This window comes from Haloarcula halophila (genome assembly GCF_029278565.1).
Lineage (GTDB): Archaea > Halobacteriota > Halobacteria > Halobacteriales > Haloarculaceae > Haloarcula > Haloarcula halophila.
Genome location: NZ_CP119562.1, coordinates 56770 through 82261 on the forward strand (window position 1 = coordinate 56770; position 25492 = coordinate 82261).

Here is a 25492-nt window from a genome sequence, read left to right on the forward strand (position 1 = left end):
CTGCTAACACCCTGGGATTCACGTCGCCCCTCAGACACTCTCGATGCCCACATCGAAGCCAGCGAGCTTGCCCAAGACAACTCCGATATCTTCGATGATGAGTGAGTAGCCCCTCTTGTGGGTTCACAATTCTACCCCCTCTTTCGAGTGTTCCAGTACGTCGTCAAAGCACCCAGAAATAGTTCCAGATGTTACCATAATATGTGCCGCTATCACCCCCCACCCCAACAATTCAGGAATACATAGTATTCCCTGAATTGTACCCCATTAAATTTGATCTACTATCCGTGAATTTTTATTCGGTGAGGTAGGTACATTTCGACGGAGAGCGATGGAACAAAAGATCATCCAACTCCGAGACTATCAGAAGGAGTTCGAAGAGAACGCCGAGAGCTTCAACATCTCGGGATTTGTCCGGCAAAAGCTCGACGAAGAAGTCATTCCAAACGACCAGATTCCCGAAGAACATCTGCCTGACCCATCGTCTGGCATCACACTCCACGATTATCAGAAGGAGTTCATCCGATGGATGCTGAGTAGACAGGCCATTCCGGACACCGACACGTCTGAGACACCTACCACAGTTACCAATGACTGACGATACTACTGATCCTGATACCCCCGCCGACGAACCGCTTTTCAAGACACTGCGATCGCAGGCCAAAACCCACGCCGAAGCAACCCTCCAAGATCCACTCGCCCACGTCACAGCACAGGCCGGGTTTCTCTGGATGCTCTTGGGAGGCCAAGCCTCCCTCTACGTGATGCCCGTCGTCGCAGCGAACACCTCGACGATCGGGAGTGTATTCTGTTCAACTCCAGTTGCCGACGGAATCGGACTCATCTTCGGCGCGATCGCCGGCCTGGGACTCCCAGCGACGATGTTCTTCATGGGCCGTTCGGGCCTCTCATACATGCGATCCTCGGGGAACCCGAACAAGAAAAACAAGGCCCGGTCCGATCTGATCCTGACCGCCACCGGCTTCGGGATCGTTGCCCTCGCGATTGTCGCTCCCGAACTCGTCGACAAGGTCGGCAGTACGATCGGCTTTGGCTTCTCCAGCTGTGTGATGCCATACTAATCCCGGATACTGCCTCGTCCCCATGTCCCCTGTGCTCAAAATCGGTCTGTTGGTCCTCTCCCTCGCTGCGATAGTCGGTCCGGCCGCCGCCGGTTCGGCATCCCAGACAGCCAGCGACGCGGCTGTCAATAGTGAGATATCCCACGATCTCGGCAGTGAGTACCGACAGGTCGACTGCTTCAACGGGTCCTCTTCGCCCACGAAACATCCGAACGCGACGAAACTCCCCTCGCGGGTTCACTCACTCAACGAGACACAGTTCCGCATGTACTGGTCCGGTGACATGGATTATACGAATCCGAACATCAGCCGGAGCCAGATCCGAGGGCCTGCCAGCTTCCGGGGAGCGACCGCCTGCCAAGACGATATCTGGTTTCCCTCCCCGCCCGACATGAGTGGGTGGAACAACCAGGAGTTGAAGCGGTACAACTCGCTGGGAAAACGAATCTCGGTCTATCCAGACCGTGCAAAGCTGAAATCCAACGGATCGATCAGAGACGCCTACATTGAGATAGTCCGGGTGACCCCTTCCACCGTCGTTCATCACAGCAATAACACAACGCAGTACGTTCGGTCAAATGGGTCAGTGAAGGCGATTGCGAACTATCGTGTCGAGACCCCTCCGCCGGTCATCAAGCCAACACGGACCGTCATATGGACCGTCTTGGACGCTGAAATCGAAGATCCGGAATTATGGATCAACGGCTCAATCGAGGACTCCGTCTCCTCGACGACAAAGCCGACGTTCCAGTTCACGAACACTACCGGGAACTCGACCCTAAAAGTCAACGGGACAGTCGATGTGGCTCTGCAAAAGACGACGACGTTCAGCGCCAATGGGACGGTCAAAACCTCGAAGCAGGTTGTGACCCAGGATATCTCAGATACGCGGCGAGTGAGGACTCAGCGGCTGAACGGAACGACAGTGTATGGAGAGACAGCTGTCCATCGTAACAGCACAGGCGCCGTTGTGAATGTCCCCCGGATGTGGCAAAACATCAAGTTCACAACCATCGACCGGACTGTTCACAGCCGGTGGTTCTTTTACACTCGGAGCCCGCCTGGATGGGAACACTGGTCGAAGTCGACGAGCCCACGGAGCAAACCAGGTGGGCCGCCGTTCAATGAGATCCGGCCGCTACAAGTTCACGCTGTCCCAATAAAAAGCGCTCCAACAAGCGGATTACGAGAGGAAAAGCGGGGAGCGGATCGCACATTCCTCGATGGGAGCCGGGGCTACACCCGGAGCAACCGAGAGTTCCGCGTCGCAAAAGCGACCGGGCCAAACACGTCTGGTCCTGTCAACACCTCACAGACAGTAAACATAGACGTATCTGAAGAATACAGGAGGACCAAACGAGTCGAAGTTCGGGACGCTGGCTCGAACAACCCATACAAGTACCAAGATATCATGGTGAAGGGGATTGTCCGCGGAAGCCAGCAATCGGCCCGGCTTCGGAATCCCACTGTGGTCCACCCGGCTAACCTGACTGCCAAGGTAACGAACCGGAGCAAGAAAGGGACAGAGTTCGAGATCTCAATTCTGTCGCCCACCGACCAGCCGGTTAAAAAAGGGACGCTGATTCTTGATCCTGGGCAGCCAGGTGCGAGAACTGGCATTAATATAACTCACGCATACACAACCGGTGGCGCTCCCCGGTCCCCTGCGACAGTCATAAACACGTACGCCAGCGGCACCATCGTCGTTAGAATCCCTCAGACAAACATTCGGGAGTTCGAGATGCTGTATATCCCACCGGAGCCGTGGTGGGATCAGTACATACGCCTTGGGCCGGTTGTCGCGGCGATGGGGAAAACTAGGACGACCCTGCGCGTTGGAACAGGGCTCCCACCGTTCAAACGCTTGATCGAACTGGCAGTGGTGACATTGCTATGGTTTGGACCGCTGCTGGGGATGCTATACCTCGCAGATGTATTGACAAACGGACGACTCATCGGACTGTATTCCAATGACTCACAACACGAATTCGCAGACTGACCCACGTATCGACCGTCGAACCATGCTCAGCCTCACCGGGAGTGGGATGACCGCTCTAGCTGGCTGTATCGGTGGCTCTGGATCGTCATCACCAGATTCAACGGCCACTCCAAGCCCAACGGAAGTTGAAGAAATCAGGAAAATCGAGTATAACACCCCAACCGAAGCGACGCTTGGTTCAGATATCTGGCTAGATATCACTCTCCGCGAGGGACACGGGATACGGAAAATAAATCTAATTTCTGATGGTGAATTATTTGATTCGGTACGCCTGGCAGAAGGAGAAACCAAGGCTCGTCTTTCAATCATTGGCGCAGATCCATTCACTGGAAACAGTGCCGGTAGTATCTCGCCAAACGATACTGAGGTCATCCTCATTAGCAACAAGGGAAAGACAAAGACACCACTGCGTTACAAGCCGGAAATCAAATTCAAACAGGTACTGGCCCCTGGCGAACATGAAGATCTTAGCAAATATGATCCCCACATTGGGATTCTTGTAGAAAACCCGACAAACAAGCCGGCCTTACTAAAACAGGTCAGGCACCGCTATTCAGGTGGGACTCGGGGCACCGACTGGATGGAAACTTACTACCCATTAGAACAAATTATCCCAAAAAATTCGGAACATCTCCTTATTGATAAAGAATTTCTTAATGTCCGACTATGTGAGGATCTTTCGGGAGAGACACACGATGAAAGGATCTCAATTTCGATGGCGTTTGCCGAGGATTTGGGTCTGAAAATTCCAGTGTCCTACAATCAGGAAAATAAAAGCGATGGTTGCCAGACTTCGTTAGCCGGTGAAGCAGAAACAGCTCCTCCGAGGACTGAAACTCCGACAGAAACTGATCAGGGGTAACAATGATAGAGGGGACTACAGGACGGTACACAGACGACTCACCGGATGCGCTAGCCGAACTTACAAGCTCAGATACCAGTGTCACAGCGGCCACTGGAGAGAGTGGCGTGACTACCGAGTCGGCTACCACTGCTGGGATCAATTCATCAACGGTTCAATCAGCTGAAATAGCATCACAACCCAGCAACTCGTCGATAGCTGAGGCGTTGGTCTCAAATTCAAATCTGTCAACATCTGCTTCGGTATCTGCACCCCCGGGTGGCGGAGTCCCCCAATCGGGCTTTCTCCCGAACGGGTCACTCACGAATGCAACATACCTTTCCGAAGGGGTATCAAATGGCGTTGGAGGTTTATTCACCGGTATTCTCACTGGTATTATAAAAGAAATTGAAAGATTACTTACTGGAATGTTGAAGACATTGGTTGGTACACCCGGTCCCGAAGGCGCTGGGAGTGGGATCAATATCGCATATATGAGTGCTACAAATTCGCCGTGGAAGGCGCTGATAAACGATCTGTATTGGCAGTATTCCTTGGGTTTAGCGATCGGGATTCTAATAATTGTTCTCGCATTCGTTGGACTCCGATATAATGCGATAGATCCAGGAGTCCGAAAGAAACTCACTCGGAGGATTTTCTTTGCATTTTTGTCGATTTTTTTCTGGTTGCCGATGGCCTCGCTCGCAACTCAGTTTCTCAATGAAGTGGGAATTGTGATCGCTAACGGAGCTGGAGGGGGAACCAGCCTTACAACGGTTGAAACATTTATTCTCGAAGGTGTCAACCTAGCGTTAAATAATAAGAAGGGTCTTGGTCAGTTCTTATTTGTATCTGGAATTGTCATATACATATACCTCAAAGTTATATTCACCGCACTTGGGCGCTGGGCCGGGATATTCCTCCTGACGATCTTTATGCCTGTTTTGGCGGTCTTCTGGGCGCTAGAGGTATGGCCATTAAATCGCTTTGCTGGACTCTCAAAAAGGATTGCGGGAGCATATCCAGGCCTCATAGCTGGTGGCCTCCCAGCCGCAATGTTGGTCCGCCTCAGTGTTATAGGGGGCAATTGGGGGCTACCAGCCGAGGTTGGGGCCTATGTCGATATCCTCGCTTTGTTTATCGCGGTCAAAGCCCAGCTGGTCATGGTAAAAAAGAGCAGTAAGCTTGCTGCAAAGCCTGCGAAGATTGGTGGCGCAATGCTGGCGACAACTTCCGTTGCAGCCTCGTACGCTGTCGGAGGTCCTGCTGCCGGTGCAGCAGCCAGTGGAGCACAAAAGGCTGCAAAGGGGCAGACCGGGGGGATGGAAGCATACCAGCTTCACCGGGCAATGTCCTCCAAACAACCACCACAGATCGGGTCCCAGAATAAAAGCTCTGGAGCACAAGATGAAGAGACACCATCGGGTAGCAACAGTTCGTCACCTGGGGACAGCTCCAATAGTACATCTGATGAGGGGGAGCTATCTGGAGATCTCTCTGGTAGTTCTCCTGATGAGGAACCGACAGAGAGTGGCGGCAGTGAAACCCCCAATACGGACGACGGCGACACCCCCGAAGATTCGGGAAGGAACACCGATCAAGAGACCCCAGGTCAATCTGCGGAGGGTCCAGAACAATCTCCCGACACTAATTCGACCGGGAGCGGTTGGTTCAGTGCGACGGAGTCCGGCCAAAGCAGCTCCGAGATAGCCGACGCTTCACAAGAGGGCTATTCTCAGGGCGACCGCGTGGTAATCGACTCAGAGGACTTCGATCACACTGATAAACGTGCTGTCGTCACCAGCTCCGTCCCTGGTCACGTCAAAGTCCGGCCCGAGTCGCGTGAGCGATCTGAAGACATGACACTGGAAGCCTCTGAGGTTGCGATGTACGAACCCGGACCAGAGGTTGACCGCCAGTTCAATCCCGGGGATCCAGTTCGGATCACTGCCGATGAATTCGAGGCTGCTGATAGCCGGGCGACCGTCACAAAGCCCCCCGTCCCTGGGAAGAAAGCCACCGTACGGCCAGTCAATCTGCCCGGAGAGATCGAAGTGTCAGAAGCTGACCTCGCTGCTGTCCCCACAGAGAGTCCCCAGCCGACAGATACCAGCGAACCAGAGCCTGCCGTTCCCGAAGGCTGGGACGGCGATGACGGCCGCGATTCACCCGTTGAACCGGAACGGATTGCTCCAGTTGGACCACGAACTACCACTACCCAGTCCGACCCCCTCGCTGATCTCCAGGGCCAGGACTCCGGCCAGTCTGTAGTAACCGAATCGAGTGACACTAGCACGTCTGCTGGTGAGCACGGCTCCGAGCCCCAGGGAGAGCGCAGTGGATCGGAACCAGTGTCGGCTGATCCACCCCAGCCTGGTGATGAAGTTCCCAACACCGAAGGGGTCGAAACCCCCGGGCGATCGGCAACTGAAATCACAGATACCTCCCCAGGTGATCAGCCCCCTCAAGAGAAGAAGACAGCCACAACATCGGAACTCGATCCATCGGATCTCGTCGCGAACCCAGATGCCGAAAAGTATCAACAAGGGTTCGACGACAGGTCCCAAGAGACGACCCAGGACGCACCGGAAGCAACCGAACGGAGTTCTCAACAATCCGACTACCGCAGTTCGGAGACTGAAGACACCGACGTGGGCTCAGACTCCAGCCAAACCATCGACGAAGCACTCGCGACCGACGACGACATACTCGGTCGTGAAGCCTACGCAGACCCCTTCGAGACGGAAACTACCGAGAGTGATGACTCATGAGTGAGACAAACACCGAGTACAGCACGAACATCATCCACGAATCCCTCGGAAGCAAAACCGAGTTCTGGGGAGAGTATACCCTAGCAGAACTCGCCCTGTTCGTCGTCCCGATCTTCGGGTATTTCCTCTTCCTAGGCATCCCCTTCGTGCCAGCAAGTGCGTTCCTGCCAGCAACAGGCGCCGTCATCGCCCTCGAAATCTTGCTGTTTGCACTCTTCCAGGTCAAACCCAGCTACTACCGACTGACCGAGTGGCTCATGGTGAGACTGCGATTCGCCGTCCAGAAAGAAAAACACACCATCGACGACGGCAATCAAGATACCCGCCATGTCACTCGCCTCAAACGGATCATGCCCCACGGAATCGAGCGCATCGACGGTGCCCACGTCGGGGCTGTCGAAGTTCGCCCGGCAAACATGGCCCTCGAAGACGGCAAGCAGTGGGCCAATGCCGTCTCCTCGCTCACAGACCTCGTCACTGCCCTCGAAGGGACCGCCGAAATCTACGTTACGACCACCAACGTGAGCAACCGGCCACATATCGAAGCCCACGAAGAGCGCTTGCAGGACCCCGATGTCCAGAGCCTCCCCATGCTTCGAGGCGTCCTCTCCCAATGGGTCAACCGCTATACCAACGATGACGGCGAAATCCAGGATTCCACCGAGATGCAGCGGGAATACTATATCATCATCACGGTCACCGACAGCGACATCGACGAACTCGAGCGGGAGTCGACATCGCTGCTGGGCTACTTCGAAGACCTTCCCGGAATCGGCAGAGCCGTCTCGAAGCTTACCCCAGAGACGTTCACTGACGCCGAGCGCGAGAAGTACAAGGCGAAGAAACTGAACGACCGCCTGGGGAACGTCTCGCGAGCGGTCGACAACCTCTATCGCTGTCGTGGGAATGCCGTCTCGCCGTTTGACCTCGCACAGCTTACCAAGGACTATTGGGCCTGCGAGTCCCGGCCGCACTCGGACTTCGCGTCGACGGCCGGCATCTCACCGATCAGTTACTCGGACGACCAGGACAACGGCGGCGACGACGTCAACGACGCGCTGACTGCCGAGGACCTTGCTGACGATGATGATGCTGACACTGCTCCAGCGGACGCCGGCGACACCGAGGAGACAGAAGCTAAGGAGACCGAAGCCAGAGAAGATCTAGAGCACGTCGAGGAAGCTGGCGAAGAAATCGAATACATTTCACCGGATGTCTCCCAGCCGGGTCGGAAGCATCAGTCGATCGTAGCGCCGACGGCAATCGACTGGCAGACGGACTACACGCTGATCGAGAACGAGACCTATGCGCGGACCTTCTGGATCGAGACGTTCCCAGAGCATCCGACCAACGGCCTCTTCGAGCGGTTGTTGCTGGATACCGATCTGCGGGCCGACGTGAACATCCACGTTGACCCCTACGACTCCCAAGATGCAGTCCAGGTCATGTCAGAGTGGATCACCTCGCTGCGGATGGTCCAAAACGACATGGGCGAACTCGAAGCCGAGGACATTCGCGACGATATCAACCGGGCAAAATACCTCCGCCAGTTAGTCCGGCGCAACAGAGCCTCGCTCTACCAGGCCGGCGTCTTCGTCCGGATTACCGCCGACTCGAAAGAAGAACTGCGAACACAGACCAACCAGCTGGAAACCCTCCTGCGGGACGCCCCGGCGAACTGCTCGGTCAAACGAGCAACCCGACGCCAGGAACAGGGCATGGTCACTGTCTCGCCACTAGGCGGGAACGAACTCGGCCGTGGCCGGTTGTCGGCGATGACCGGCGAAGCCCTCGGCTCGATGTTTCCGTTCTCGTCGAATTACCTCCGCATGGAAGACGGAATCGAATACGGCACCCACGGCCACAACGGGTCGTCGCTGCTGATCGATCCCTGGGAACTGGAGACTGGCCACTCCGAATTGGTCACCGGAATGCCCGGCGGCGGAAAATCCCACGGGACTCAGGCCCGATCGATCAGGATGATGAAAAAACGGTCGGACGTCAAGCAGGTGTTTATCGACCCCGTCGCCGGGATGCGTGGGTCGGCGAAGATGCTCAACGCCAAGACGATCACGGTCAGCGGAGAGACGCCGCTGAACCCGTGTGAAATGCATCCCACACCGGAACACATCCTGCGAAAGTCTCCGGACATGCAGCCGGTCGCCTCGAAGAAAGACGAGGTCTTCGGGGTAATCGAGAACTTCCTGAAGAGCCGGAATATCGACCTGGAGATGCACTCGGGGCTGATCACGTTCCTGATCGATGCAATCTTCGAGCAGTCCGACATCGACCCCGACGACCCGTCGACGCACACGCCGGAGAACTCCCCCAGCATGGCGGACTTCCTGGACCTGATCGACGATATTCAGGAGGACCCGTCGCTGTTCCCTGGTGCAACCACCGAGTCCTCGCGACAGAAGATTCGAGAATACGCCAATGAACTGTCGGTGGCACTACACCCGTTCCGGCAGGGCTCGACCTACGGAAACCTCTCCGAGGAGTCGAACCTGAACCTGATCGAAGACGACAGCAAGGCGGTCTATCTGGACCTCCAGCAGATCGAGGGATCCGGCAGCGGCCTAGGCAAGCAGTCGTTCATCATGCAGTTGCTGCTGAGCAATCTCTACCAGCAGGCCAAGAACATGGACCAGAAGGTCGAGATCATCATCGACGAAGCCCATTACCTGTTCAACGACGATGCGAATCTAGCATTCCTGAACCAAATCGCCCGCCACCAGCGCCACGCCGGGCTCCGGCTGGTGATGCTCTCCCAGACGCTCCAGGAGTTCTACGACGAGGGTGTCGCCGAAGAGATTGCGGGGATGTGCCCGATCATGGTCCACCATCGCGAGCCGGACCTGGGCGAGAAGACGGCGAACCGGGCCGGACTCACGAGCGAGCAACAGCACTACATCAACACGGCCGAGGCCGGCAAGGAGTCGATCGGTGAAGGCCAGGGCTTCTCCCAGGCGCTGGTCCGGGTCGACGAACACGGAGACTACCCGCTGACGATCCGAACTTCGTGGGAGGAAAAGCGGGTGATCGACCTTGACGCCCACGGCCGGGACGCACTGGCAGCGCTGGTCGATAGCCAGCCAGAACAGATCAAAGAGTTCGAGCAGTTCGTCTACGCCCACGGACTGCGCCATGAGTTGACCGAGCGGTTCGGGTTCGAGCCAGAGCAGGCAGAAAAAGTGCTGTCCGGGCTCTCTCAGGAAGAGCTGATGGATTCGGTTCGTGTGGCGCTCGAACAGAATGGAACGGCGACAGCGGTTGCTGACGGCGGCTCAACTGACACAACCACCGCAGATACTGGAGGCTCTTCAGAATGACTCGAAAGAAGATCACGATGTATGGAACCGAGGAACAGAAAGAGCAGATCGAACAGCGCGCCCAACAGTGTGGGGTGAGTGTCTCTGAATACTGTCTTGAAGCGGTTGAACAACGAATCGCCCGAGAACTACAACAAAAGCGGATGTCCGATATCGGGGTCGAAAACCGGATTGATGAGATCAATGAAGAGCTCAACAACAGAGCGGACCGGATTTTTGGTGGTTCAACCGACCAAGAGCAACTCTATGGGATTGCCTTATGGGAACTACTGAGTGGTGAATTCTCTCGAGAAACCCGGAAAGAGTCAATGAAATCAGCGTCTAATAAGTTAGATAAAGGTATAAAGAAGCTACAGAAAAAGGACGGTGAGGTCCAATGACCCGCGACAATCGAATCCAAGTATATCCATCCGATGAATTAGCTGAGAAAATAGAAAGAAGGGCTGAGGAGGCAGGCCTCAGCATTTCGGAGTTTTGTTCACAAGCTCTCGAAACCCATCTTGAGCAAGAGACCAGGGAATCCGAGGAGAGTCGATATAACCCTAGTAAGCGGCTTGAGGTGAAAATCGAACAGGCCCGTCAGGAGGTAATGGAGACCCTTGACGAACTTGAGTCGGAGACTAGTGAGGAGATCGAACAGCTCCAGGCCCTTCGGACGATGTACGTGATTTCGTTGTGGGAATTACTCAAGGAGGATTACGGGCCTGCTCAGCGAAAAGAAGCAATGGAACGAGCCTCAGAACGCCTTGCTGATCGGCATTCGACTGATGAGCAGTCTGGGTCAGCGATAGACGCGGAATAACCAGGCTTTCTGAGAGCGAGCAATGATTACGAAAACAGATTTTCAGCGAGGTGGCGCAGGCAACATTGTCAAGTATATACGGAGAGACCGAGCCCAAGATTCGGGCCGTAAAGTCCCAGTCCGGGGACCAACAGGGAGAAAACTTTCTGATCAACAGGTATCTGATTTCGTGTCGAAGAGTCGCGACTTCGGGTTTGAGCGGCATATTATCGTCTCTCCTGATCCACAAGCAGGTTACTCCCCTTCCGAGGTTACCCAGCATACCCAGCAGCTGATGCAGCACGAGCTTACCTCAAACCCGACAATGGACTACCTATACGGGGTACACAGCAAAGATTGCCACCCTCATTCACATATCGTTGCGACCGGGAGAGAGGCTGAATTGCGGATGGATCGCCAAGAGATTCAGCGGTTCCGTTCACGGGCTCGGTCACAGTTCCGCGAGAAAGAACGACTCAAAGAACGCGACGTCGACCGAAAGCAGGAACGTACTGAAGAGCGTCGCGAACAAGCCCACGAGAAAGAGCTAGATCCAGAGGCCCGGAAAGAAACCAACCCCGATCGAGAACTCTCGCCTGAGCCAGACCGAGAGCAAGAACCAGAGCGTGACTTCGGCATGGGTGGTGCGCAGTGAGTTCCGACCCAACCACCCAGCCGGGCCAGAAGAACACGGAGGTCCCGACCCAACTGCGTGACGACGGCGTCGTGATGTTCTTCTGGGCGTTCTTTATGTTCGTGTTCCCCGCGATGTGGGTTGATGCCGATAAACCACTCCACAAACGCTTCTGGGCCTGGCGGTACCTCTATCTCGGCTTCACGGCGGTCACAGCGATATTCTTCCTTCCGGCACTGCTGAACGGGCAGTTTCTCTGGCTGCTGTTGGGTCCGTTCGCCCACATCGTCGCAGGGCTCTCGATCATTGGAATCTTCGCCGGTTTCCAATTTCCCGGCATCTCACTGCCATACGTCTCGTATACGATCTCAACCGGGCTGTATAGCGCCGCTCTCGTAGCCGTGGCCGGCGGCGATCTCTTGCGACGGACATCCCCAGCCTCGCTCTCGATGGACCCCTACGACAGTGACGAAGACGAATTAGTTGTCCCATTGGATGGCGTCAACGATAAGAGCGACGACGCCCCAACACCGCCGAAAATCGACCAGGACGTGTCAACGGCCGTAATCGGCGAAACTGGATCGGGGAAGACCTCGGCTATGCAGTTGCTGGCCTACCAGTTTCCCTATCACCGGGACACGGCGGTGATCGCACACGACGCCGGCCAAGACTTCCAGCGCTTCTATGAGGACCTTGGCTTCGACGTCAAGCGGATTAGCGCTCAGAATGGGGATGTGGTCTGGAATCTGTTCAAAGACGCTGACAGCCGGCGTGACTTCCGAGAGATTGCCCGCACAATCTTCGGCGAGCCCGACGGGCACAACCCGTTCCACACGCCGGCCAAACAGGTCTTCGAGGACGTCCTGATGTACCTCCATCTGGAAGCACAGAAAAACAACCGCCGTGAGGAACTCTGCCACCTCGATCTCGTGCAACTGCTCGAGGAAGGTCATACCGAACTATATCAGAAACTTAGCGAATACGATCAACGGCTGGACGCTGGCCATCTCGACCCAGAGCAGGGCAAAGGGGCACGGAACGTCTATCAGACGCTTCGCGAGCACACTCGTCCGGTGTTCGTCGACGACTTCGCGGAGTACGGCGAGTTCTCGCTGAACGAGTACATCCGAAGCCCCGACGGCCGGGTGCTGATTATCGACTCCGAGCCTTCACGGATGGCGACCCTCGGTCCGATGTTCCAGTTGCTGCTGGACTGGTCGATCCGCTACGCCATGGAAGCCCCGAATCCGACGGTCCATATCCTCGACGAGATTGACCAACTCCCGCCGCTCTCCCAGGTCACGAACCTCACCGCCCGTGGCCGGAAGGAGAAAGCCCGTGCGCTGGTTGGCGTCCAGACGGTCGGTCAACTGAAAGACACGTACTCGACTGTCTCTGGCATCCTGGGCAACTGCCCACAGGGTGTCTACTTCGGTCCCGGCGACCGGGAGACCACCCAGTTCGTCCTCGACGAGGTTGGCGACCACCGGACCTTCGAGACGCAGGAGATGGTTGCCGTCTCTAGATCGACCGGCGACCGGTCCCAGAGCGAGCAGAATCGTCGCCGTCACCAGGAGAAAGACCAGAACCCGCTGACTCCCGGACAGCTCCGGAAGTTCGGGCCAGGGGAATGTGTCACCGTCCGCCGGACTGACTGGTGGCTCGGACAGGCTCACGAACTCCACGAGGTCCGTGACAACCTCCCTGAGAGGGGTGTCGAGTCACCGGTCTCGTTGGACGACACGAAGGATGATCTCGAAGATACTGACAGCTGGCTCGCATTACTACGGTCCCGGTTCGGCGAGTCTGATATCGACGGTGAGGTTCAAGACCAGACCGAGTCGGGCGAAAATAACTCGGTTGATCCTGACGTGTGGGCTGCTGATAATGTCGAGTCTCCGTCGCTGTCGTTCTCCTATGCGAAATGGGACGAAGCACTCGACCGACTCGATCTTAACCAACCACCGATCTCCGACCCGACACATATCGACGCCTTCGAAGACATCTGCTCGATGCTTGATGATCGGGTCCTCTCGCTCCAGGTGGGTGCCGACGCGACCATCGAAATCAAGGAACTACTCATGGACCTCCACAACCAGACTGGCCTGACTCCCAAGGAGGTCCTCAACGAGGTGACTGCCCACACTGAAGCCCTCCGGATGAGCGACGAGTTCCGCACTGAGTTGCTCGAGCAAGTCGATGTCGACGACGAGCAGCCGACGTCTGATGACGCTTCAGAATTGTTCGAAGAAGACAATACTGAGGGAGGGGATGACTCCGCTGACTCCGAAGGTGAGCAAGAGACCAACCCTGACGAAATGACCAATGAGCCCAAGTCACCCGGCTCAACTGAGGCTGAATCTGATAGGGCAGATAACTCAATTGCCGACACTAATCACCAGTCTCCAGAGGAGGAAACTCACACCCCAGATCACGAGCCAGTCCATGACAATGAAGATATAGAGAAACTGTTAGAATCGGATAACGAGAGTGATGGTGACGAGAAAGAAGCGGATCGCGACGAAAACGATGACGACGATAGTGACGACGAGATCGACCCTGCGAACTTCATGTGAGTTGGCATCTTTCCAAGCGGTATATTTGCGGGTGGTTCTCACACTCGCTGTCCAGTCACCTTCCTCGTACTGGTACTGACCGATTGTACCATCGCTAATAGGTATGAGAAATTTTGAGACCAAATCTGAGTATCTCCAATCTAGAGGGGGGGGCCAGCCAATTACCAGTCTTACCATGGGTAATGTCAATCTTCCAGTTAATTCATTTATTTCTATAGTATTGAGTGTGAAATCGCAAGAGGGGAGCGGTATAACTCACAAACACGGTGCGAAAAATCGGTCTGACTCACACCAAACCGCAAGACGGCAGCCGGATTTTTCGCTCACACCGTGTCCCTTTATCTTGCCCCACAATTTTCGGCGGTAGCGCGCACCCTAACCATCCGTGAATTACCACGAAACTGACTATCAACTGCGGCGGCGCCTAGCCCTGGGGTCCCCGTTCGATGCACCCTGGCCTGCCCGGCCAACCGGCTGTGTTAGCAACCCAAGAAGAATCCGAGGCTACGCTTCGCTGCCTCGCCCAGCGACCAGCGATAACTCCTGCTATTCGCGCTCAACGATCCCCGAGTCTGGCCCAAACCTGACTCAGTACTTCCCCGCCATTTGGAGGCCTCAGCCACCTTCTCCATCACAGTTCCAGGCCCCGTCTCGTCTAGCACACGATCACCTATGAAATACGATAGGTCTACCGGGTCCCGATTCTCTGCACGAGTCATCGACTGGAGGGTCGCTCGTTCGAACCGCATTCCCTCTGGGGCACCATCCGGATGGACCGCGATCTCTTCGCTTTCGTCGTCGATGGCGGTCACCGTCCCAAGCACCTCACCGTCGAAGCCATCGCGATGGATCAGCACTCGATCACCCTCTGACAGTGGAGGCAGTTATTTGGATGGAGCACAATTATCACTTGCCATGGTTCGCTCTTCTGAAGGACGTTGGTGATGGACCGAACTGCTAAGTGTAAGTTGATGCGCGTATCGAACTCAAACACCGGAACGGATCCGGAACTAGAGAGGAGTCAGTCGTCGTAACTCAGGCGTTCTACCACTTCTCCGAAGGCGACGTTCTCGCGCACATCAGCGATCTCGATGGTTACACGCTCCCCCTGTTCGGTGTCAGGGACAATAACGACAAAGCCGCGTTCGACACGTGTGATACCGTCACCCTGGTCACCGATATCTTCGATCTCAACATCCCGGTGTTCGCCTTCGTCGACAGGTGGGGTCTGCGGACTGCGTTCTGTTTGTGATTCACTGCGTTCTGTTTGTGCTTCAGTGACTGACTCATCGACCGTCCCAGTTGATGGCGACGACAGTAGCGCCACTCGGTACGTCTCATCGGTCTGAATCTCGCCGAGTTGAATCTCTTGGTCCGGGACCTCGACAACGTACGACCCATTCTGTTCTTCAATCTGCGCAGAAAACAGACACTGAAGTTGATCCGAAATTTCCATCAAATGCCTCTGAGAAGAGATACGTGAAGCAGAGTACTTGATTCTGGCGTCGACTGAGACTCTGTAGAGGAGACAATGACGCTAAAGCCCAGACCCAGCCATCACTCTGGACTGACTACCCGCTCGCAGCTGGGACACTCAGCCCAAATCCCAGTCGTTCCATTGTCCTTCTCGTATTCAACCAGCAGCCACGCCCTCGAAATCCACTCGCCACAGTCTGGACAGCAACCGAGTGACGCGTCACCGTTCATGCAAAGAGGAGAGGGAGCGTGTGACAGGTCCCTCCAGACAAAACTCTGTTATCCTCAAGTGTAAGCCTTTGGCGGCTGAGCATGCTCTGAACACACAATTTCGTCAAAATAAATTATCCAGTAGCATTAATGTGCCTCTCTCTGTGCTCGGACATATGGAGGTCCGGACAGTCCTTACCCGACTCCTCCCGGGTAACCGACCGGACGTGATAATCGAATGCCGCCACTGTGGGACGACAATTGACCCACCGAGTGAGGCCTGTCCCGAGTGCGGCACAACTGAGTTTTGTCGCTACGAGATTCCACAATAATATTCGATATAGTGGAGCACTCGGTCGTGAGAAGAGTGTTTAGGCGTCCAGTAACAGTGCAAGCTGAGAATCAACACTCCATCAATCGTCGACGACCGGTGCGGCCTGGTCTCTGCACAAGCGCTTTACCTGATGCCGGGCAACGTCTGCACGCAACGGTTCTCATGTCCAAGACACATCCATATCCAGAGCGACAGCTACCCGAAGACCAGATTGTCCCGTCCATGGAGACAATCGGCCCAGTGGTCGACCAGGTCGTCGCGATCGCTCGCCAACAGCTCAAGCGTCCGATCTCGGTCCATATCGAAACGTGGGAAGATCAAGAGTTTGAGGTCCGCGTCACGCATTGGTCTGCGCCGGGCGTAAATACCCGGTACGGATACGAGTCAATCATCCAGTATCACAGTGATCGAGAAACAATCCGTGGCGTGCTCATTGAAGAGGACACAGAGACTGATGAGCGCGAGGCGCTGTTACAAATGGACTTCAATCCCATCCGGGACCCAGTCGCGGCAAAAAATAGGGACTGATTCAACCAGCGTCAACGGACCACTTCTCGGTGGCACCGTTCGCAGAGCTGGTCATATGATTCATCCCGTTTGGAATCGTAGAATGATCCCGACCGGAATCGCGGGTCATGCAACTCGATGATGAACGTGCGGTTGCACCGCGGACACTGGATTTCTCCCATAGTTCTCACCTCCTGGCGACCCTGAGTTGGCCGCCACCTGCCTGCGGCCGCACAAAATCCACGCTGGCGAGTAGCGGGATACGAGCGCTCCCCCGACGCTTAACCAACACACCCGCGATTATCCGACCCCAGTGTTGGTTAAGACCACTGCGCCACTCCCGCCCGCGTCCAGATCTCGACGAACCAGCCATGAATGCGGGTCCCGTCTCCCCTCCCCGCGGTCGGCGGGGATCGCGCGCAACGCAGTAAGCACGATGGACCGACCGCGAGGCGCGCGATCGCGCCGAGCGCAGCGACCCGTCGGCGCCGCGCGCTGACACGACCATCTGATCAGGCCACCGGCTTCGCCCCGCTGGCTGGCCCAGGTCAACGTCCATCCAGTCGTTCATCGCGACCAGCACCCGGCCAGACTGACCCACGTCGAGCGCGGTCGCTGGCGACTGCACCCAGTCCGTGCGCGCGGTCGTCTCGCCGCCGCCCCGGCCTGCCGGTGGGCGGCGGCGAGGCCGCGTGCGCGAGGTGGCTCCGCGCCGACGGGGGTGAGGACCGCTCCCCCACTAAGCCAGTCGTCGAGGCGAGGCGAGGAACTCCCGCGATTAGTCCGAGAGCGTCACCTCAACAGCGTTCTCCATGTCTACGTGGGAAATCCACTGGTGGGTGTCACTCTCAGCGTCCCACGGCGCGGTCCGCGGGCTGTCACCCGAACAGCCCCACGAGGCCCGTCGGTCACCCGTTGGTGCCGGGCCATCGCCGTCTTCGAGGATGCACATGGTCGACTTGCTCGTGACCGCGACGGTCGTGGTACCGCGGTACTCGCCGGGCTTGCCCGCGTAAATCCGTACCCGATCCCCTTCGTGAAGCGTGCGGACCATGGTGCCGTGGAGAGCCTTGTCCCAGACAGTGAGTTTACAGCTCGTGCCGGCGTCGTCTTCGAGGTACAGAACTTGGTACTGGTTCCGACTGGCCGGCTCCTCGATGATGTGGGTGACTTCTCCCTCGACAGTCACCTCACCGCCGTCTGCGTCGACTTCCGCGAACGGGACCGGCGAGTTCATGCTGTCGCGAGCGGCCATCAGCGCGTCGAGTTCGCCGTCTAGGGGACTGCCACCGCCGGCCACCGTCTCAGCGATACAGCGCCCCGCTGCGGCGCTTGTGATGGTCGTCTGGCGAGCCACCCGACGGGCGCGTTCGTTGACCTCCGCGAGCGTCTCGGCGTCCATCTTCTCGCGGGGGTCCGTCTGGCGCGTGGCGATGTCCGGGTGATCGAGGTCCGTATCCGCGTCGGTCAGCTGGCGGCTGGACCGAGCGCGTTCCACACCGTCAGCGTGTGCCGCGTGTGCCGTCTCCCGGTGCCGTGCCTGTTCGGCTTCCTCGCCGTGTCGCTGTTCCTGCATCGCGAGCGTCTCGCCGTGGCGACGGTTCGGGCCGACTTCGGTGTCCCGCGTCCAGTCGTAATCATTCTGCCGCTCGTAAAAGTTCCCGCGAGAGTCCAGGCCCCGGTTAGGCCGGTAATCGAGTTCGTCCCCGTTCTCGGTCTCTGCGACCTGCTGAAGTAGATGCTCAGGGCCGTCAACACGCGCACTAAGCTGGATCGTCTGGTCAACGTCTGCCGATGCCTTCTTACCGTTCGAAGAGTTAGCGTACATTGTCTTTCTACCACCACGGAAAGACACTTGCCGGATGTCTCAGCATCCGGTTTCCTGCGACACGAAACCGCTTCGTGAGTGCCGCGTGTGTCGTGCCTTCCCGTACATAAGGCCATGGGTGCCTATCACTTAAAGACTGTGGTTGAATAGCTTCGCTTCAAGTGCAATATTCGGACATTTTAGTGGTATCTGAGCGGTGTTTAGGTTTTCTCGTTTCGTCCCGGAATAGTATATAAAGACCAGTGCGTGGGTGACATCCCGGCGGGCGGGGGATATCTTGTGCGGTCGCAGTTGAGCCAGCATCCCGCGCGGCCAAGCGAGTGCCGGATGCCGAAAGCCCGGAATGGCGCTCGGGCGGTGCTGAGAGAGCGCCACATGCCCGTGAACGGAGGAGCAACAGAGAGTCGCCAGCGTCGGCGGCAGGGCGTCGATGCCGCCAAGGCTGACTCTGGTCAGCCGCCGGCGGATCGGCGGCCTGCCGTCGTAAGCAAGACTCTCCGCCGCGACGTGCTCGTTCCGGCGAGGGAGCGCAGGCCAAGCAGGTTCCTCGTTCAGAACCGTGCGCGAGAAACGCGCGCGCCGTCTCCGCCGTACTGTGCTGTCGGGTGGGACTGAAAGGGGCACGCCGCTGGCGCTTGCTGTGGTCGGGGCAGCGACCCCTATCGCGCGCGGTTTGCGCGATATGTCGCTGAGCGACCGCCAGCGGCGTGGGGCTTTCAAGGAGTGCTGGTCGGACTTGTTCGTCGACGTCGTCCTGGAGGATCTGACCACTGCAGTAGTCCCGACAGTCCCGCTATCACCATGAGTGAGAATCGTCCCGTGCCCAGGAGTGCCGACAGACCCAGCAGTTCCACGAGAGTCTCTCGTACCAGTGGTTTCAGTCCCCTCGAAACCCTCCCAGTCGCGATACCCATCCGTCTCTGTACCAATCCCATCCACCCAACCGGCGCCGGCGACAGACAGACAGCCGCCCAGCGGCGGCTGCGCGGCCAACAGGCGACACCCAGCCAACCGGCCCATCCAGCCCGCCCGTCAGTCCCACGCCGACACACGCCGTGCTCTCGCCCGCTGCAGCCGCCTGCCAGCCCCACGCTGGGATCCACCAGACAGCCGCCCGTTTCCCCCGGCCGTCTGCCCCATCCTGAGAGGGACCGACTGCCAACGCCAGTGCAGTCGTGTCCCTCTCGTCTCCAACCGCGCGCGACCCCGACGTGCGCGAGGTCTTTCCGTTTCAAAAGGAAGCCAGCGAGCCTAGACGACCCGCTGGTGACCCTCCGCGCAGGTGACGACCGGCTCGGTTCGTGGATCGCGAGCTCGCGGGTCGAGCGTCCCGACCGTGGTGATCTCGCTGTCGACGATGTCGGCGCTGCACTCCTCGGCTGGACAGGACTCTGGCAGGTCTGGCATCGAGTATCCCTCACCCTCTGGGGACGCAGAAAATCGCCGTCGGTGTCGCGATCAGCTACCAGGAGAGGCGTGTCTGCCGGGCGACCCTGGGGGCAACCGACGGTCGCCCGGCAGCGGGCCTCACAGCGATTCTGGGACGTCCTCGACGGTGAGGTGGCCGTTCGCGCACGTCGCCGCGTACCGGCCGACAGTCGCGGTTTCTGGGTACTCACCGTCGACGCAGGCGACCCGTTCGGACTCAGTAATCTCGGCGTTGGACTCCTCGCGTGGGCAGGTGTTCTCGGGCATGGTCCCTCACCCGCCGGGGACGCACAAAGCCACGCCAGGCAAGCGGCCAGCTACCCCAGCTGGCCCAGGAGCCTGGCCAGGCGTCCCTGGCTGCTGGCGTCGGCCTGGACCTGCTCGTGGTCTGTGACCTCGATGTCGATCTCACAGGGACAGATCAGGGGCTGTCCGCCGCAGGCGGGACACTCCTCGTAGTCGCAGAGGTGATGATGGTACTCGCCTTGCTCGACGCCACAGGCGGGACAGGAGCGGTTGTTCCACGCCTCTGGATCGGTCGTCGCGACGAAGCGCTCGAGTTCCTGGCGGACGTCGGCTTTCGAGAGACGGCCACGTCCCCCGGAGTGGACCTCCGTTTCGAGTGAGGTGACCTGCTGCTCGTAGGTTCGGAATCGGGCTTCCTCACCCCACGGGATCGGATCGTAGGTCGCTCCGTCGATCTGGTATCGCTTTCCGACGCAGGTCGTCGACGGGTATGGACGCTCGCAGTCCGGACAGACCATCTTACCGCCCTCCCCGCTGCTGGCCCTCGAAGACCTCGCCGGTTGTCTGTGCCTCCTGGTGTTCGGCCTCGATGTCGATGTCGTCGGTGGTGTGTTCTGGCGGCTGTTCGTCGACGGCTTGGTGCTCAGTGCTCATATCGGGAAACCCCTCACCCTCCGGGGGTGCAGAAAACCGCGGCTAGCGTTCGGTTTTCTGCAACTGCTCGTGGGAGTCGGGATTGACCACGGGGACGACGCCGGCGACGTCCTTGTCGTAGTCCTCCTGGAGCAGCTCGAAGATATCGTCCGCCAGCGCGACCGCCTCGTCGCGCTTGTTCGGATCGGTCTCGTGGACAGGGAAGTCAGCAGGACCGACGCCCTTGACGACGAGGATGAGTCGATCGTCAGTCATCGCCATCGACCTCCTCGACGACCAGGACTGGATCGTCCCCGCCGAGCAGTTCGATGCTGAGAGACTCGGATGTCTCGAGCGTGTCGGCAACGAGCTGGCGGAACTCCGCGTCGACGTCGCCGAACTCGACGATCGCCTCGGGATCTGGCTGCTGTGCAACACGGGCTGGAGTGTCGTCATCGGACATCGTTCTGTGTCGGGACGCTCTCTCTGGACCGCCCCTCACCCCCTGGGGGCGCAGAAAATAGCCGTCGACACCCGATGAGGTTAGTGCCCAGCCATAGCGGCCTCGATGAGTTCGTCTTCAGAGGGAATATCCCAGTCGTGGAACCTCCGGGCGACATCGCGAGCTCGTTTGACGTTCACGATCGCATCGTTGGGATGGCGACGTCGAAGCTTATCGGGATGCTGTCGAGAGTAGCCACCGAAGCCGACCCCGGCGCCGTGGGTAGTATCGAGAGACAATGCGACGTAGCCACGCAGTTCTGACGGACCCTTGTATTCACTGGACATGGTTCTGTGTCGGGACGCTCTCTGTGGGGCGGCCCTCACCCACCAGGGGCGCACAAAATGGAACGAACAACAGAAGCCTCACACTGCTGTGAGGGACAGAACCTGTCCGTGCCGACGATTTCTGTGCGGACAGCCGTTGACACGACTGTCCAGCACGAGCGGTTCCCGAATGCTGCTGCTAGCGAGAGGGGGAGAAGGCGACGGTGCGGTCGGCGGTTAGTGTTGGCCTGGCCAGGGTCCTGGCGGGATCGGTGCGTTCCTCACACGCCTATGCCGGTGCCGTCCTCACAGCGTCGTGAGCCTGCTGTCGTTCGATACGTCGCACGAGGTCCTCGTCGAAGACGATGCGTTTCTCGCCGCGTCGCTTCCGAACGGTCGCTGCGTCGTCGACAAGGTCCTCGAGGATCTGGAGCACCCGGCGGACGGTCTCGCTGTGTGGCGTGATGTCCAGGCCGGCTTTCAGCACTGTCCCGACCTGGCCGGCGGTGAGACACCACCCAGCTGGCGCTTTGTCGGCGTAGTCGCGGACGTCCCTTGCAAGGAACCGCGCACGCTGCTGGTTGGCCGAGAGCTCGGACTCGGCGACGGGCTCGGGTAAGGCGACGATGTCTTCCAGTGGGGTCTCTGTCTCGATCGCCGGTGACTCCCGCTCCGCGTCCGATTCAGCGAGGTCGCCCTCGGCGAGTCGGTCGCGAAGGTCGTCGAGGCGCTCCTGAAGATCGGTCTCTGCGACTTTCGTTTTCACTGCCCGTCCGAGTGGGTACCGAGTTCCATCGGTCGCGACAATCTGGATATCACGCTCGTCGCCACTGTCCCAGTCGATGTAGGCACGGGCTTCGAGTTCGTCGACGCGCTCCTGGAGACGATCGCGTTCGGCCTCGGCCGCTTTCCGTTGTTCGCGTTCGGCCTCGAGTTCTGCTCGCAGCTCGGCCGTCTCCTCGGCGACGATCTCCTCAACCTCCTCGCGGGTCAGGCAGTCCTCACACATCCGGGTCCACCTCCGTTGACGTGCTTTCGCCAGTCGTTTGATGCCGATTCGCCCTCTCGCTGTAGGGAACAGCCAGGTGCATACTGCAGGCCTGCGTCTGGAATCGAACCAGGTCTTGCCGACCACGGCGCGGGCAGGACCAGAGACTGCCCGGCTGTCGGGCCGAGCGACGGGACGAGTTCTGTGGAACCCCTCGACAGCGAAGGTCCACGCACAGCTCTTGGTGGACGATGAGCGTGGATTCGGATAGTCGACGAGTCCCGCAGCGACGTAGCGATGTCTCTGGTCGTGGGGAAACGCTTATGATTCGGGCGTCAGAAGCAGGAGGTGTCCAACCTTAGGGGCTGAATTAACAGCCCCCTTTCCTGCTTCTAACACCCATCAGCAGTGGGTATCGTGTGTTCTTGTCTTGACGTTAGCCCGCTTTTCGCGGATGGTACTTCAATTTACTGTCTGACGAAGCTGGAAAATACACTAGAGTTTTGGATGGAATCCTGTATTTACAGACTGCTCAGCGGTTACGTTTGATCCATTTACAGAACTCGTTGAAGTCGTTTGCACCAGCCTGCTCAGCAATTTGTCTGAGTGTCCCAGTGTCGATACGATCGTGGTATGGAACAGACACGGTGCGTTGATCTGTATTATGGTCAGCCGGAGGTTCCCAGACCAAAATGTAGTGGTCACCGTTTATCCGGTCGAGAGTGAAATTACCGACGTTGCAGAGCACGCTGACGATATCTGCTCCGCTGAAGTCGCGAGAAACCATCGTGACGAGATTATTCGAGGATGTCGGGGAGTTCGCCACCCGACTCGTTCTCTTCGGGGTCAATACCCAGTTCCCGAAGTTCTTCCTCAGTCGGTGGCCGTCCGGCACCGCGGTAGCCTTCGACCGCTTCGTCGAGGTTTTCTAGGGCCTCTTGTCGACTCCGTCCCTGGCTCGCAACACCCGTTTCGGCATCGACGGCCGTCCAGAGGTCACTCCCTTCCCTGTTTTTTAAGCGAATCTCTTTCCCCGAGCTCATGTGTTTTGACATTTGAAGTGCTTCGATAAGTAGTTTGTGCGGGCTCTGCTTCCCGCCACACCTGTGGGGCGCAAAATTCCGGTTAGATGGGCTCAATCCACTCGGGAGCGCAGTCATGGGTTCCTCCGAAGATCGACTGATCAGGATACTGGTCGTCGTCTGCTTCAACGCTGACGATCACATCGCCAGCGCTGAGTCCAATATCCATGACAGTCCCGATGATCTCGTCGAGTGGTCCTTGTCCTTCAGTCCAGTCGACGCGAACGTGGTCTCCTTGGTCGAACCCGAACTTCTCGAACGACGGTGCTTGTGTCGTGGACATGTCTTGACTCTTCCACTAATCTGAGAGTCAGAAAACCAACGACTCTCCATATTCAAGCTCCTGGAGTGGCTCCCACCCCCCACTTTTCACGAGAGTGTCCTCAGAGATACGGGTGTGAGTAACCGATGGTTGCTGACTTCTGGGGGCGGAAGTTGAGTCTGCTGACAAGTTTGTGGAATCTTCGGCACCAGCTTGCTCAGCGAGATCTTGGAGCGTCCCCGACCAGAGTGGCTCACTCCTTGGGACGGAGACAGTCCGTATTTGACGGTAGTGGAATGCTTGTAGCGGAGCGATCTAGCGGCTGACAATATCGATTAGCTGTTGACGCATCCTAGTGTCAATAGGAATCTGTGAGCACCTATCATCGAGGCCGATGGATTGAAGCAAGAGACTCGCTTCGTCCAGCAGTGAGAGCTGGAGATACGTTCCTTCCCGATACCCGTCACTTGTTCGGGTCATATCGATGATTTTCAGCGTCTCGTACTCCCGAAGCTGGTCTGTGATTCGCTTCTGGCCTAGGACATTCATGTCGATCGCTTTGGCGAATTCACGGTAGACTTGGTACATTTCAGTTGCTTTAAAATGAGACTGATTTGTATATTCATCCATCGCAGCGAGCGCGGAAATCGCAACCTTCGCCTGCGTTGGACACCCTCGGATAAGATCCTGAATCCGTGTTACTTCGGCATCATCGTTGGCAGCGCGGACGTGTTCTTCACGCACGTGGTCCGCATCATCGTCCCGAGCGATTTCGCCGGCGAGTCGAAAGAGGTCGATCGCACGCCGTGCATCGCCGTGTTCCTGGGCAGAAAACGCCGAACACAGCGGGACAACGTCGTCCGAAAGGACACCCTCATGATAGGCGTCACGACGTCGGTCCAGGATGTCTCCGAGTTGGTTTGCATCATACGCTGGGAACACAATCTCATCTGGAGCGAACGAGCTCTCAACACGAGTGTCCAGCCGGTCGCCGTATTTGAGATCGTTGCTTATACCGACGACCGTAATACTGGCCTCAACATCATTCTCCTCACCTGCCCGAGACAGCTGCATCAGAAGTTTGCTATCGTCGGCCTCCTCTGGGGGGACATTTTGAGTGTCATCAGAAGGTGCGAGACGGTCGATTTCGTCAAGAACGACAATAACAGCGTCGTAGAGTTCGTCGATAACCGTCCACAAACGATCGTAATAAGCTCCCGTCGCGATACCCGACTGTGGAATCTCTACACCCGTTTTGTCGGAGTCGTTCAAACTTCTCGAGAGATGAATGATGGTCTGGACCTCCGAGCGACGTTGCGCACAGTCGATAATTGCACGTCCAATGCGAACATCATTGCTCGCGCCTCGTTCTTCGACTTCGCGACTGACATACCGAGTGACAAGTGTTTTTCCAGATCCAGACTTACCCAAGAGAAGTGTTCCTTTTCCTGATCCACCAGAAATCGTTGGTTTGAGCCGACGAGCAACGGTTTCGATCTGATCATTTCGGCCGACGATTTTGTCGTGGTCCGGAATATGGTCGATGCGGAGCAGGTCTTCGTTGGCAAAGATTGGATCTTCTTCATCAAGGACAGAAAGCGGATCATCACGAGAGTTGGAGCGAGAGTACGCAACAGCTCCGTGTTCGGCAGCATAATCACCCAGTGTATTCATCTGCTCCTCACCTGAAGCCATGCACCGGATTTCAAATGAA

At 57.5% G+C, this 25492-nt stretch carries 26 protein-coding genes; 12 read left to right on the forward strand and 14 right to left on the reverse strand.

The annotated features are described in order from the left end of the window. The first annotated feature begins 331 nt into the window (after positions 1-331). The 10 genes from P0204_RS20630 (at position 332) to P0204_RS20675 (ending at position 14016) form a co-directional block, all read left to right on the forward strand. Positions 332-598: a hypothetical protein gene (locus P0204_RS20630; RefSeq protein WP_276224403.1), complete on the forward strand. Its 267-nt coding sequence runs from the start codon at positions 332-334 to the stop codon at positions 596-598. After that, positions 591-1082, forward strand: a complete 492-nt coding sequence (locus P0204_RS20635; protein WP_276224405.1) for a hypothetical protein — start codon at positions 591-593, stop codon at positions 1080-1082. Before P0204_RS20630 ends, P0204_RS20635 begins: the two co-directional genes overlap by 8 nt. A 49-nt stretch (positions 1083-1131) precedes the next feature. Beyond that, the gene (locus tag P0204_RS20640; protein WP_276224489.1) at positions 1132-3081 is read left to right on the forward strand and encodes a DUF8186 domain-containing protein; all 1950 of its coding nucleotides are present in this window, start codon (positions 1132-1134) and stop codon (positions 3079-3081) included. Positions 3082-3103: 22 nt separating this feature from the next. Further along, positions 3104-3943 carry a hypothetical protein gene (locus P0204_RS20645; RefSeq protein ID WP_276224491.1) on the forward strand — a complete coding sequence of 280 codons (840 nt, stop codon included), beginning with the start codon at positions 3104-3106 and terminating at the stop codon, positions 3941-3943. Positions 3944-4050: 107 nt separating this feature from the next. After that, positions 4051-6693 (forward strand): TrbL/VirB6 family protein, encoded by a 2643-nt coding sequence (locus P0204_RS20650; protein ID WP_276224493.1) that lies wholly within the window; start codon positions 4051-4053, stop codon positions 6691-6693. Further along, positions 6690-10025 (forward strand): VirB4 family type IV secretion system protein, encoded by a 3336-nt coding sequence (locus P0204_RS20655; RefSeq protein ID WP_276224494.1) that lies wholly within the window; start codon positions 6690-6692, stop codon positions 10023-10025. Before P0204_RS20650 ends, P0204_RS20655 begins: the two co-directional genes overlap by 4 nt. Then, complete coding sequence (locus P0204_RS20660; RefSeq protein ID WP_276224495.1) at positions 10022-10405, forward strand: plasmid mobilization protein; 384 nt, start codon at positions 10022-10024, stop codon at positions 10403-10405. The genes P0204_RS20655 and P0204_RS20660 overlap by 4 nt, the downstream gene beginning before the upstream one ends. After that, entirely contained in the window at positions 10402-10827 is a 426-nt protein-coding gene (locus P0204_RS20665) for a ribbon-helix-helix protein, CopG family (protein WP_276224496.1), read from the forward strand. Before P0204_RS20660 ends, P0204_RS20665 begins: the two co-directional genes overlap by 4 nt. Positions 10828-10849: 22 nt before the next feature. Then, positions 10850-11461: a relaxase/mobilization nuclease domain-containing protein gene (locus P0204_RS21295; RefSeq protein WP_465260850.1), complete on the forward strand. Its 612-nt coding sequence runs from the start codon at positions 10850-10852 to the stop codon at positions 11459-11461. Continuing rightward, positions 11458-14016, forward strand: a complete 2559-nt coding sequence (locus P0204_RS20675) for a type IV secretory system conjugative DNA transfer family protein (protein ID WP_276224500.1) — start codon at positions 11458-11460, stop codon at positions 14014-14016. Before P0204_RS21295 ends, P0204_RS20675 begins: the two co-directional genes overlap by 4 nt. A gap of 1021 nt (positions 14017-15037) precedes the next feature. Here the strand turns inward: P0204_RS20675 and P0204_RS20680 are convergent. Next, positions 15038-15472, reverse strand: a complete 435-nt coding sequence (locus tag P0204_RS20680; protein WP_276224502.1) for a TRAM domain-containing protein — start codon at positions 15470-15472, stop codon at positions 15038-15040. Between the two features lie 101 nt (positions 15473-15573). Then, positions 15574-15723: a DUF7837 family putative zinc-binding protein gene (locus tag P0204_RS21300; protein ID WP_465260851.1), complete on the reverse strand. Its 150-nt coding sequence runs from the start codon at positions 15721-15723 to the stop codon at positions 15574-15576. A 475-nt stretch (positions 15724-16198) separates the two neighbouring features. On the opposite strand from P0204_RS21300, the gene P0204_RS20685 reads away from it, so the two are divergent. Continuing rightward, positions 16199-16564, forward strand: coding sequence for a hypothetical protein (locus P0204_RS20685; RefSeq protein ID WP_276224504.1), 366 nt, complete (start codon positions 16199-16201; stop codon positions 16562-16564). A 757-nt stretch (positions 16565-17321) separates the two neighbouring features. Here the strand turns inward: P0204_RS20685 and P0204_RS20690 are convergent. The 7 genes from P0204_RS20690 to P0204_RS20720 form a co-directional block, all read right to left on the reverse strand. Then, positions 17322-18371, reverse strand: a complete 1050-nt coding sequence (locus P0204_RS20690; RefSeq protein WP_276224506.1) for a single stranded DNA-binding domain-containing protein — start codon at positions 18369-18371, stop codon at positions 17322-17324. Between the two features lie 1251 nt (positions 18372-19622). After that, a complete protein-coding gene (locus P0204_RS20695; RefSeq protein ID WP_276224508.1) occupies positions 19623-19778 on the reverse strand; it encodes a hypothetical protein in 156 nt (51 codons plus the stop codon). A 120-nt stretch (positions 19779-19898) separates the two neighbouring features. Next, positions 19899-20066: a hypothetical protein gene (locus P0204_RS20700; RefSeq protein WP_276224510.1), complete on the reverse strand. Its 168-nt coding sequence runs from the start codon at positions 20064-20066 to the stop codon at positions 19899-19901. A 50-nt stretch (positions 20067-20116) separates the two neighbouring features. Continuing rightward, on the reverse strand, positions 20117-20563 hold the full coding sequence (locus tag P0204_RS20705) for a hypothetical protein (RefSeq protein ID WP_276224512.1): 447 nt from the start codon (positions 20561-20563) through the stop codon (positions 20117-20119). A gap of 1 nt (position 20564) precedes the next feature. Next, on the reverse strand, positions 20565-20699 hold the full coding sequence (locus tag P0204_RS20710; protein WP_276224514.1) for a hypothetical protein: 135 nt from the start codon (positions 20697-20699) through the stop codon (positions 20565-20567). Positions 20700-20741: 42 nt separating this feature from the next. Next, positions 20742-20954: a hypothetical protein gene (locus P0204_RS20715; protein WP_276224516.1), complete on the reverse strand. Its 213-nt coding sequence runs from the start codon at positions 20952-20954 to the stop codon at positions 20742-20744. Then, a complete protein-coding gene (locus P0204_RS20720; RefSeq protein WP_276224518.1) occupies positions 20947-21141 on the reverse strand; it encodes a hypothetical protein in 195 nt (64 codons plus the stop codon). Before P0204_RS20720 ends, P0204_RS20715 begins: the two co-directional genes overlap by 8 nt. 74 nt (positions 21142-21215) lie before the next feature. On the opposite strand from P0204_RS20720, the gene P0204_RS20725 reads away from it, so the two are divergent. Further along, complete coding sequence (locus tag P0204_RS20725) at positions 21216-21443, forward strand: hypothetical protein (protein ID WP_276224519.1); 228 nt, start codon at positions 21216-21218, stop codon at positions 21441-21443. Positions 21444-21735: 292 nt separating this feature from the next. On the opposite strand, the gene P0204_RS20730 is transcribed toward P0204_RS20725, so the two are convergent. The 5 genes from P0204_RS20730 to P0204_RS20750 form a co-directional block, all read right to left on the reverse strand. Further along, positions 21736-22455 (reverse strand): hypothetical protein, encoded by a 720-nt coding sequence (locus P0204_RS20730; protein WP_276224521.1) that lies wholly within the window; start codon positions 22453-22455, stop codon positions 21736-21738. Between the two features lie 511 nt (positions 22456-22966). Then, positions 22967-23221, reverse strand: a complete 255-nt coding sequence (locus P0204_RS20735; protein WP_276224522.1) for a type II toxin-antitoxin system HicA family toxin — start codon at positions 23219-23221, stop codon at positions 22967-22969. Positions 23222-23231: 10 nt separating this feature from the next. After that, positions 23232-23477 (reverse strand): type II toxin-antitoxin system HicB family antitoxin, encoded by a 246-nt coding sequence (locus P0204_RS20740; RefSeq protein WP_276224523.1) that lies wholly within the window; start codon positions 23475-23477, stop codon positions 23232-23234. A gap of 82 nt (positions 23478-23559) precedes the next feature. Next, a complete protein-coding gene (locus P0204_RS20745) occupies positions 23560-23799 on the reverse strand; it encodes a hypothetical protein (RefSeq protein ID WP_276224525.1) in 240 nt (79 codons plus the stop codon). Positions 23800-24093: 294 nt separating this feature from the next. Next, positions 24094-25473: a Cdc6/Cdc18 family protein gene (locus P0204_RS20750; protein ID WP_276224527.1), complete on the reverse strand. Its 1380-nt coding sequence runs from the start codon at positions 25471-25473 to the stop codon at positions 24094-24096. Positions 25474-25492: the final 19 nt, after the last annotated feature.